11 protein-coding genes are annotated in these 8,953 nt (G+C 66.5%); 4 read left to right on the forward strand and 7 right to left on the reverse strand.

The features are described 5' to 3' along the window. Positions 1 to 47: 47 nt before the first annotated feature. Positions 48 to 374 carry an antibiotic biosynthesis monooxygenase gene (locus OXQ33_RS17220; protein ID WP_267436010.1) on the reverse strand — a complete coding sequence of 109 codons (327 nt, stop codon included), beginning with the start codon at positions 372 to 374 and terminating at the stop codon, positions 48 to 50. 144 nt (positions 375 to 518) lie between these two features. On the opposite strand from OXQ33_RS17220, the gene OXQ33_RS17225 reads away from it, so the two are divergent. Continuing rightward, positions 519 to 1,133: a methyltransferase domain-containing protein gene (locus OXQ33_RS17225; protein WP_267436011.1), complete on the forward strand. Its 615-nt coding sequence runs from the start codon at positions 519 to 521 to the stop codon at positions 1,131 to 1,133. Between the two features lie 93 nt (positions 1,134 to 1,226). On the opposite strand, the gene OXQ33_RS17230 is transcribed toward OXQ33_RS17225, so the two are convergent. After that, the gene (locus OXQ33_RS17230) at positions 1,227 to 2,414 is read right to left on the reverse strand and encodes a phosphatidylserine/phosphatidylglycerophosphate/cardiolipin synthase family protein (RefSeq protein ID WP_267436012.1); all 1,188 of its coding nucleotides are present in this window, start codon (positions 2,412 to 2,414) and stop codon (positions 1,227 to 1,229) included. 158 nt (positions 2,415 to 2,572) lie between these two features. On the opposite strand from OXQ33_RS17230, the gene rpoZ reads away from it, so the two are divergent. Further along, entirely contained in the window at positions 2,573 to 2,917 is a 345-nt protein-coding gene (rpoZ, locus tag OXQ33_RS17235) for a DNA-directed RNA polymerase subunit omega (RefSeq protein WP_042486773.1), read from the forward strand. An 89-nt stretch (positions 2,918 to 3,006) separates the two neighbouring features. On the opposite strand, the gene OXQ33_RS17240 is transcribed toward rpoZ, so the two are convergent. From OXQ33_RS17240 to OXQ33_RS17260, 5 genes are all read right to left on the reverse strand, one after another. Next, positions 3,007 to 3,333 (reverse strand): hypothetical protein, encoded by a 327-nt coding sequence (locus OXQ33_RS17240; protein ID WP_267436013.1) that lies wholly within the window; start codon positions 3,331 to 3,333, stop codon positions 3,007 to 3,009. 103 nt (positions 3,334 to 3,436) lie between these two features. Next, positions 3,437 to 4,132, reverse strand: a complete 696-nt coding sequence (locus tag OXQ33_RS17245) for a hypothetical protein (protein ID WP_267436014.1) — start codon at positions 4,130 to 4,132, stop codon at positions 3,437 to 3,439. A gap of 10 nt (positions 4,133 to 4,142) precedes the next feature. Next, complete coding sequence (locus OXQ33_RS17250) at positions 4,143 to 4,766, reverse strand: hypothetical protein (RefSeq protein WP_267436015.1); 624 nt, start codon at positions 4,764 to 4,766, stop codon at positions 4,143 to 4,145. Continuing rightward, entirely contained in the window at positions 4,763 to 5,062 is a 300-nt protein-coding gene (locus OXQ33_RS17255) for a PadR family transcriptional regulator (RefSeq protein ID WP_267436016.1), read from the reverse strand. Before OXQ33_RS17255 ends, OXQ33_RS17250 begins: the two co-directional genes overlap by 4 nt. A gap of 541 nt (positions 5,063 to 5,603) precedes the next feature. Further along, entirely contained in the window at positions 5,604 to 7,001 is a 1,398-nt protein-coding gene (locus OXQ33_RS17260) for a M20/M25/M40 family metallo-hydrolase (RefSeq protein WP_267436017.1), read from the reverse strand. Between the two features lie 263 nt (positions 7,002 to 7,264). Between OXQ33_RS17260 and OXQ33_RS17265 the strand changes: the two genes are divergently transcribed. Continuing rightward, positions 7,265 to 7,924, forward strand: a complete 660-nt coding sequence (locus OXQ33_RS17265; protein WP_267436018.1) for a queuosine precursor transporter — start codon at positions 7,265 to 7,267, stop codon at positions 7,922 to 7,924. Positions 7,925 to 7,972: 48 nt separating this feature from the next. Beyond that, positions 7,973 to 8,872 (forward strand): acetylglutamate kinase, encoded by a 900-nt coding sequence (gene argB, locus OXQ33_RS17270; RefSeq protein WP_267436020.1) that lies wholly within the window; start codon positions 7,973 to 7,975, stop codon positions 8,870 to 8,872. Positions 8,873 to 8,953 lie beyond the last annotated feature (81 nt).

Here is an 8,953-nt window from a genome sequence, read left to right on the forward strand (position 1 = left end):
GACCGACCTGAAACTCGCAAGCGGGAGGGGAGCGGCAAGATCAAAGGTCAGGAATTGCTCGCCATCCACTCGTAGCTCCGCCCTACCTCAGCCACCGCGACGTCATAGCGCGCATACCATTCCGCCCGCCCCCGCTCGCGGATCGCCGCATGTTCGGGGTGCCCCCGCCATGCGAGCGCGCTGGCCTCGTCGGCCCACCAGCTGACGGTGATCCCGAAGCCGTCCGCCCCGCGCGCGCTGTCCACGCCGCAATAGCCCGGTTGCTTTGCCGCAAGGGCATCCATCGCCTCCGCCGCTTCGGCATAGCCATCCGCATCGTCTTCCGTCCGCTGCGACAGGAAAATCACCGCGATCTGCCCCGTCCGATCCATCATATCCCCCAATTCGCCGCATCCGCTTTGCGACGGATTGCACCTTCACCTCGCAACCCAATAGCTTGAAAGTCGTTCGGCACCTGTGCGACGAGGGGATTTCCCTCGCGTTTCCTCCACGCGGGGATCACGAACGACAGGAACTCGATGCCCAGCTCGACCACCGCCGCGCGCAAGTCCCGCACCGACGCCACGGGTTATCCGTCGCCCGGCCAGATGTTTTTTCAGCAATTTCTGAAACATCCGGTGATGGTCGGTTCGATCATCCCGTCTTCGGGCAAGCTGATCCGCAAGATGCTGGGGCCCGTCGACTGGGCCAACACCAAGCTGTTCGTGGAATATGGTCCGGGCGTCGGCACCTTCTGTCGCCCGATCCTGGAGCGGATGGCGCCCGACGCGAAGCTGATCGCGATCGATACCAATGCCGATTTCTGCGACTATCTGAGCCACACCATTATCGATTCCCGCTTCGCCGCAGTGAACGGATCGGCGGCGGACGTGCAGAAGATCGTGCGCGACCATGGCTTCGACCATGCCGATTACGTGCTGTCGGGCCTGCCCTTCTCCACCCTGCCGCCCGGCGTGGGTCCGGCGATCGCGCGGGCGACGCATGACGTGCTGCGGCCCGGCGGGGCGTTCCTGGTCTATCAGTTCAGTCCCAAGGTGAAGGACTTCCTGGTCCCGCACTGGGAGAATATCGACCACGACATGGAATGGTGGAACGTGCCCCCGGCCCAGCTCTATTGGGCGTGGAAGGACTGATCGATCGACCCTTCACCCCCGGCGCGGGCTGGGGCCTTGGCATAAGACGGGGTGACCGTCGCCCACGATCCCGGCCTTTGCCGGGATGACGTCCTAGTCCCCGTCCGGCGAATCGATTCCGAAGTTCAGCCCCAGCGATACCGAGGGGTCGATCACCGCGATCAGGATATAGGCGGCGAACTGGCGCAGCCGCTGGAACCAGCCGGTCTGGCGCTTGTACCAGTCCGGCGTGATCGCCTCCGACCGCGCGACCTCGCCATCGACATAGGCGCGGACATGGGCGGCGAAGGTCGCATCCTCCACTCGCAGCATCAGTTCGAGGTTCACGAACAGGCTGCGCATGTCGAAATTGGCGGAGCCGATATGCACCGCGTCGTCGATGACGTATAATTTGGTGTGCAGCTTGGTCGGCTGATATTCGAAGATCCGCACGCCCTTGCGCAGCAGGCCCGCATAGGTGAAGCGCGCCGCGGCGATCGTCGCCTGATTGTCCGACTTGCCCGCCGTCACGATCCGCACCTCGGCATCGCGCCGCCCCGCGCGATCGAGGCGACGGAGCATGGTCGGGCTGGGGGTGAAATAGGCCGCGATCACGTCGATCCGCCGCCCCCGCCGCATATCGTCGCGCACCGTTCGTGCCCAGGGGGACAGCCGCCGGGTCGGTCCGCCGATCAGCCAGCGCAACCGCCCCTTCGCCTCGCTCCAATGCGCCAGCGCCCTGTTCAGGTCGCGCAACCGGCCCTTGGGATTGTCCGTCCAGTCGTAGAGCGCGTCGAAATAGCCCGCCATCCGCGCCGCCGCCGGCCCCTCGACCAGCAGGCCGAGGTCGCGCCAGCTCTGGTCGGCGGGGGTGCCGAAATAGTCGTCCTCGATATTGAAGCCGCCGATGATGATGCGCGGGGCGGGCCCTTCGGCATCGGCCAGCGCCAGCTTCTGGTGATTGCGCAGCAGATAGCGGCGGCCGAAGCGCGGCTCGAACCGCGACAGCCGCGCGCCGGTGTCGACCAGCGGACGGAAGAACGCCTCGTCCGCGCCCGCGCCGAACCCGTCCACCACCACCGACACCTTCACCCCGCGCCGCGCGGCGGCGATCATCGCGTCGCGCACCCGCCGCCCGGTTTCGTCATCGGCATAGATGTAATAGAGGATGCGCAGGCTGACCCGCGCCCCGTCGATCAGGTCGAGCACCGCCTCCAGCCGCCGGGGCCCGGTGTCGAGCAGGGTCAGCGCGTCGTCACCGACCCGAAAGACCGGTTGCTCGGGGGGTAGGCCTTGCGACATGACGGGCTCTTCGATGACATGATCCTCTCGAAAGCGTAACGATCCAGGCGACACGGGCGTTGCACGCCGCTACGCTTTGGCCAAGGCTTTTGACTTGTCCGCCCTTTGCTGTTAGGTGGCCCGCTTTCATCCCAGCATTATTTGCGAAGGACACACGCATGGCGCGCGTCACCGTCGAGGATTGCGTCGACAAGATTCCCAACCGGTTCGATCTGGTGCTGTTCGCGGCGCAGCGGGCTCGTCAGATTTCGGGCGGGGCCGACCTGACCGTCGACCGCGATCGCGACAAGAACCCGGTCGTCGCACTGCGCGAGATTGCCGAGGAAACGGTTCGTCCGACTCATCTGGAAGAAGCCGTGGTCAACAGCCTGCAGCGCGTCCAGATCGACGACGAGGACGAGGCGGACGATGTCGGCAGCCTGCAGGCCTCGGCCGAGGCGCTGCGCCTGACCGCCGCCGCGCCGCCGCGCAACCAGAATCTGGGTGCCGACTACGACGGCTGATCGCCCGGCGCGATCGACCTGAAAAAAAGGGGCCGACGCTTCATGGCGTCGGCCCCTTTTCGTTTGGGCTGGGCAGGCGGTGCCGGTGCTTACCAGCCCCAGCCGTGATGCCGCCACGAATTCCAATAGGCCGCCTTCTTCTCCTCATGCGCGAAGCGGGCGGCCTGCTTGGCCTCCGACCGGCGGATGGCGGCGTCGTGCGCATAGGCGTCGGCGGCGCGGTAATCGCCATAATAGGCGGCTTCATCGGCGGCGCGCTGATCCCGGCCCGCCTGATAGGCGCGGTAACGCGCATCCTGATGCGCCTGGTTCGCCACATAGGAGTCATAGCCCCAGGACTGGGCCGTGGCGGCGGTGGAGGCGAACAGCGCGCCCCCGGCGAGTGCGAACAGCAAAGCAGTTTTGCGAATGGTCATCGCGACACCTCAAGATATCGATCCGCTCCCGGATGATGAGGTGATACGCCCCCTATCCTGAACCCATCGTGGCGGCGGCGTTCAGCCACGCGCCAGCTTCGGATCACGAACAGGTGCCGCCCAGCCGCTGCCCATGCGATCCGGCGCTATAGCCCAGTTCCTGACGCGGGCTGCGCGCGATGTGGTATCGCAAGAGGTGCGTCGGATCGTCCCCCGCCTCGACGATCCAGGCCGGTATCTTGCCGGAGGGGGTGTCCACCGAGCCGCGCCCGACGACTCGCGCGGTGAATTGGCCGAAGCCCTTGTCATATTGCCAGAAGGGCAGGGTGTAGCGCGCGCCCTGCTTCAGCGGCAGCGCGGCGAAGGTCACGCCCCATAGATTGCCATCCCACACCGGCTGCTCCGCCGCGACATCGATCGTGGTCGTGCCGCTCACTGTTTCCCGCGTGCCGGTGATCCGCCCCCCGACATAATCGAGCGCGATCCGGTGCCAGCCGCGATCGGTCCGCGCGATGCCGCGCCGGCTGTCCATATGCCGCGGCAGGAGCGTGCGCCGGTCGACGACGAAATGGTCGCGCATGTCGAACGCGCCGTTGCCGACCTTCTGGTGAACGACGATGTCCCAGGCAGGCTTGCCGTCCGCGCGGGTCGCCGTGATCGTCTGGAGCGTCGTGCCCATCGGCTTTCCGTCGGCGGTTATCGTGTAGCAGGCCGACCCCGCGCGAAGCCGATCCCCTTGCAGGGACGCAGGGGTGACATGGCCCGCGACCAGCGCCGCGAGCAGGAACAGTGACGTCATGGGACCTCCATCAGGGACAGGGGGTAGGGGCGATCCGCCAGCGGGCGAGGACGGGAATGGCAAGCATCTCGATGCCCAGCGCCAGGCATTGGACGACGATGCCCATCGGCGTGGCGATCGGCGCGATGACGATGACGGTCGCGGCGGCGATGACGCCCGCCATCAGCCAGAGCATCGCGGCCCGCCGCCAACGCCTTTGAACCACCGTCCAGGCGAGGAACATATGCACCAGCCCCAGCAGCAAGAGCAGCACCGTCACGGCGGGCGTCATGTCGCGATAGAGCACGGCCCGCGCCTGTTGTGCCGCGCTCCCCATGGTCAGGGCGGCATAATAGGGATCGCGGCCCGAGAGCAGGAAATAGGCCCCGCGCAAGGCGCATTGAACATGAAAGGCGGCGAAGGGCAGGATCAGCCCGATCGTCAGGACATGGCTCGCCAGCAGCGCCCGCCCATTGCGGTGCAGCGGCAGGCGTCGCCATGCCGTCATCAGGCACCCGAGCGCGAAGGGCAGGGCGGGCCCGTGTGCCGCGACCTCTTCGAGTTCGGCCTGCATCGCCCGGCCCCAAAAGCGCTCCTGCGGCGGCAGGCAGCGGACGGCGAGCGCCACGATCCGCCGGGCCAGCAGGTCGCTCATGCGGGCACCCATGTCGCGGGGGCCGCGTCGCCCTCGTCCTGCGACCGGGCCAGCGCGATCCCGGCGGCGGTCAGGCGATAGACGTGGCGCGCGGGCCGTCCGGGTTGCGCCGGATCGCGCCATTCCGACTCGACCAGCCCCTTCTCGGTCATCCGCATCAACAGCGGATAGAGCGTCCCCGACGACAGGCCGGTATCCTTCATCAGGTCATAGCCATGCCGCCACGTCGTGGCGTCCGCCATCATCGCGGCGAGCAGGGCGCGCATCTGTCGCGAAGGTTGTCGATGGCGGATCATGTCCACAATACGACATATGTAGATTTAAGAGTCAAGCTGCGTAGGCCGGATCGACATTCCGATATGCCCTTCTCTTCCCCTCGCCCCTCGCAGAGGGGAGAGGGTTGCGCAGACTAGGGCCGATCGACATTTATTCTATTCCTCCCCTGGAAGGGGAGGTGGCAGGGCGAAGGCCTGACGGAGGGGTGTCCCCGTTGGAGAGGTTGGCCAACCTCACGACGGGTTACACCCCTCCACCATGCTTCGCATGGTCCCCCTCCCCTTGCAGGGGAGGAATGAAGATCGTGCAGCCTGAATGTCGATTGGTCCTAGGTCTTTGCGAAAGCAAAGACCTAGTCGGAGCTGGGTGAGGGGTGCTGCGCTCGCGAGCCGAGCGCGCGAGCCTTTGGCTCGCTCAACCCCTCACCCAAGCTGCGCTAGCCAGCAGGCTGGCAAGCTCCGCTAACCCTCTCACCTGTCCGGGGGAGAGGGAAGAAGACGCGAAATGAATGTCGATTGGTCCTGATGGGCGACGCCGGACCGGCACCGCCCGAAGGTGGGATCAATAGGCGTAGGCGCGCACCAGATCGTGGAGATAGTCGCGCCCGTCATAGAGCGACTTGACCCGGATGCGCTCGTTCAGGCCATGGATGCCCGACATGTCCTTCTCGATGAAGATGCCCGGCGCGCCGTAGACCGGGATGCCGATCGCCTGGAAGAAGATGCCGTCGGTCGCGCCGGTCGACATCATCGGCACCAGGGGCACGCCGGGGAAATGCCTGGCGGCCAGCGTCTTCATCGGGCCGATGATCTTGGGGTCCAGCTTGGGCGGGATGGCGGTCGGGCGGACCGGCTGGTTGGCGGTGACGGTGATCTTGGGGCCCGCCAGTTCCTTGAGCTTGGCCAGCGTCCCCTCGACCGACTCGCCGGGGAAGATGCGGCAGTTGATATTGGCGGTCGCGCGCTGGGGCAGGGCGTTTTCGGCATGCCCGGCTTGCAGCAGCGTCGCGACGCAGGTGGTACGCAGCGTCGAGCGCAACGCCTTGTCCTGGCTGACGATCGCGTCCGCCGCCTTGTCGTTCGGATCGGCGAGCAGCCGGGTGATCGCGTCGCCGAGCTGGCCGCCGACCTTTTGCCCGGTCGCGGTCAGGAAGGCGCGGGTGGTGTCGGTCAGGACGACGGGGAATTCATAACCCTGCACCGCCTTCACCGCGTCGGCCAGTTCGTAGATCGCGTTTTCCGGCGTCGGTTGCGAGCTGTGGCCGCCCGGATTGGTCGCGAGGAAGGTATAGTTCTGCGCCGCCTTCTCGCCCACTTGCACCGCCAGCAATTCGCGCTTGCCGTCCGCGTCGAGCCGTCCGCCGCCGCCCTCGTTCAACACGAATTCGGCCGAAATCAGATCGGGCTTGTTCTTGGCCAGCCACTCCGCGCCGTTGAAGGCGAAGGTCGTTTCCTCCCCACAGGTCAGCGCCATCTTGATGGTGCGCTTGGGCGGCGTCTTCTTCAGGCGGATCAGCGTGTCGGCCCAGACCGCGCTCATCGCCTTGTCGTCGACGGTGCCGCGTCCATAGAGGAAGCCGTCCTCCTCGATCAGCTTGAACGGATCGCGCGTCCAGTCCTCGCGCTTGGCCTCGACGACGTCGAGATGGCCGAGCAGCAGCATCGGCTTGCGGCTCTTGTCGGTGCCGGGCAGCACCGCGACGATGCCGCCGTCCTTGGGATGTTCGGGGACCGAGAACAGGGTGATGTCGGCGTCCTTATAGCCCGCCGCCTTCAGCCGCTCGGCGATCTGGGCGGAGGCCTGGGTGCAACTGCCGACCGACAGGCTGGTATTGGTTTCGACCAACTGCTTGTAGAGATCGAAGAACGCCTTCTGATCGGGGCGATCCTGCGCCGCCGCGAGGCCCGGCAGCATCGCCAGCGTCGCGGCCACCCCGCCGAGCCATTTCGCCAACCGCATATGTCATCCCCTTTTTTCGTTTCGGCGGGAATAGAGCGGTTCGGGCGGCGGGGTGCAAGGGGAGAGCGAGCCTGCCCCTCCACCACGCCCTGGCGGGCGCGGTCCCCCTCCCCAGGCACAGCCTGGGGAGGAATAGCGATCTCAAATCCTCCCCAAGCTTGGCTTGGGGAGGGGGACCATCCGAAGGATGGTAGAGGGGCAGGGGCGCGTGATATTGGCGTCTAATCCTTTGCCACGCGAGGATTTCGCGCTAACCATCGCCGATGGATCATCCCGACGCCGTCACGCCCCCCGCCAAGTCGCTGATTTCACCCTCGCTGTTCGCCCTGTCGATCTTCTACGGCGGTATGGTCTGTATCGCGGGGGTGCTGGGCAACAAGCAGGTCTCGCTGGGGCCGCTCGCGGTGGAGGCGGGCATCTTCGCCTTCCTGCTGCTGGTCGTGACGTCGAGCGCGGTGGCGGAACTGCACGGGCCTTCGGTCGCGGGGCGTCTGGTGCGGGTGGGCTTCGTGCCGCTGCTCGTCTCGCTGGCGCTGTCCTGGGTGGTGTGGATATTGCCGCCCTCGCCCGAAATGGTCCCCGCCAATCGCGACGCGATCCAGTTGATCCTCGGGTCGACCTGGCGGATCTGGCTGGGCGGGATCGTCGCTTACGGCGTGTCGCAGACGCTGAACGTCACCATCTTCGCCGCGCTCAAGGGGCGGGAGGGCAGCAGGCTGCTCTGGCTGCGCGCGGCGGTGGCCAGCATGCTTAGCCAGGTGGTCGACACGCTGTTGTTCGTCACCATCGCCTTTTACGGAGCCTTCCCGATCGGCCAGCTGATCGTCGGACAGATGATCGCCAAGGTAACGCTGTCCGCCGTTCTGGTGCCGCCGCTCATCTATCTGTTCGTGGGGCTCGGGCGGCGGCTGGACCGCGCGTAACGCATATTGCCGGTTTTCCCCGTTCCCGACCCGCGATAAAGGGCGGCCATGACCAACCACGATCCCGACGCCGCCCTGCTCGCCAAGGCCGAGACGCTGACCGAGGCGCTGCCCTATCTTCAGCGTTATGCGGGCAAGACCTTCGTGGTGAAATATGGCGGCCACGCCATGGGCGATCCCGAGCGGCAGCGTGACTTCGCCGAGGACATGGTGCTGCTCAAGGCGGTCGGCATCAACCCGGTCGTGGTGCACGGCGGCGGCCCGCAGATCGGCGCGATGCTCAAGCGGCTGGGCGTCGAGTCGCAGTTCGTCAACGGCCTGCGCGTGACCGACAAGGAAACCGCGCAGATCGCCGAGATGGTGCTGGCGGGATCGATCAACAAGGAAATCGTCAGCTGGATCGCCGCCGCCGGGGGCCGCGCGGTCGGCATTTCGGGCAAGGATGCGGGCCTCGTCATCGCCGAGAAGGTGCAGGGGCGCGAGGCCGATCCGCTCAAGGGCATCGAGCGCCATGTCGATCTGGGTTTCGTCGGAGAGCCGGTCGCGGTCGACCCGCGCCTGATCGAGAGCCTGTGCGCCGACGGCATCATCCCGGTCATCGCGCCGGTCGGCATCGGGCTGGACGGCCATACCTATAACATCAACGCCGACACCATGGCGGGCGCGATCGCCGCGCGGCTGGGCGCGTCGCGCTTCTTCCTGCTGACCGATGTGGCGGGGGTGCTGGACAAGCAGGGCGAGTTGATGACCGACCTGAACCCGGCGAAGATCGCGGAATTGCGCAGCGATGGGACGATTTCGGGCGGGATGATCCCCAAGCTGGAGACCTGCGTCTCGGCGGTCGAGGCCGGGGTGGATGCGGCGGTGATCCTGGACGGGCGGGTGCCGCATGGGATGTTGCTGGAGATTTTCACCCGGCAGGGGGCGGGGACGCTCGTTCGGCGGTAATCGGGGTGAGGTCGGGGCGTGGCCTTCGACTTCGCTCAGGCTGAACGGGGGTTGGGGAGTCCTGACCCATCCTCTTGGCAC

The organism is Sphingomonas sp. GM_Shp_1 (assembly GCF_026540895.1).
Classification (GTDB): domain Bacteria; phylum Pseudomonadota; class Alphaproteobacteria; order Sphingomonadales; family Sphingomonadaceae; genus Sphingomonas.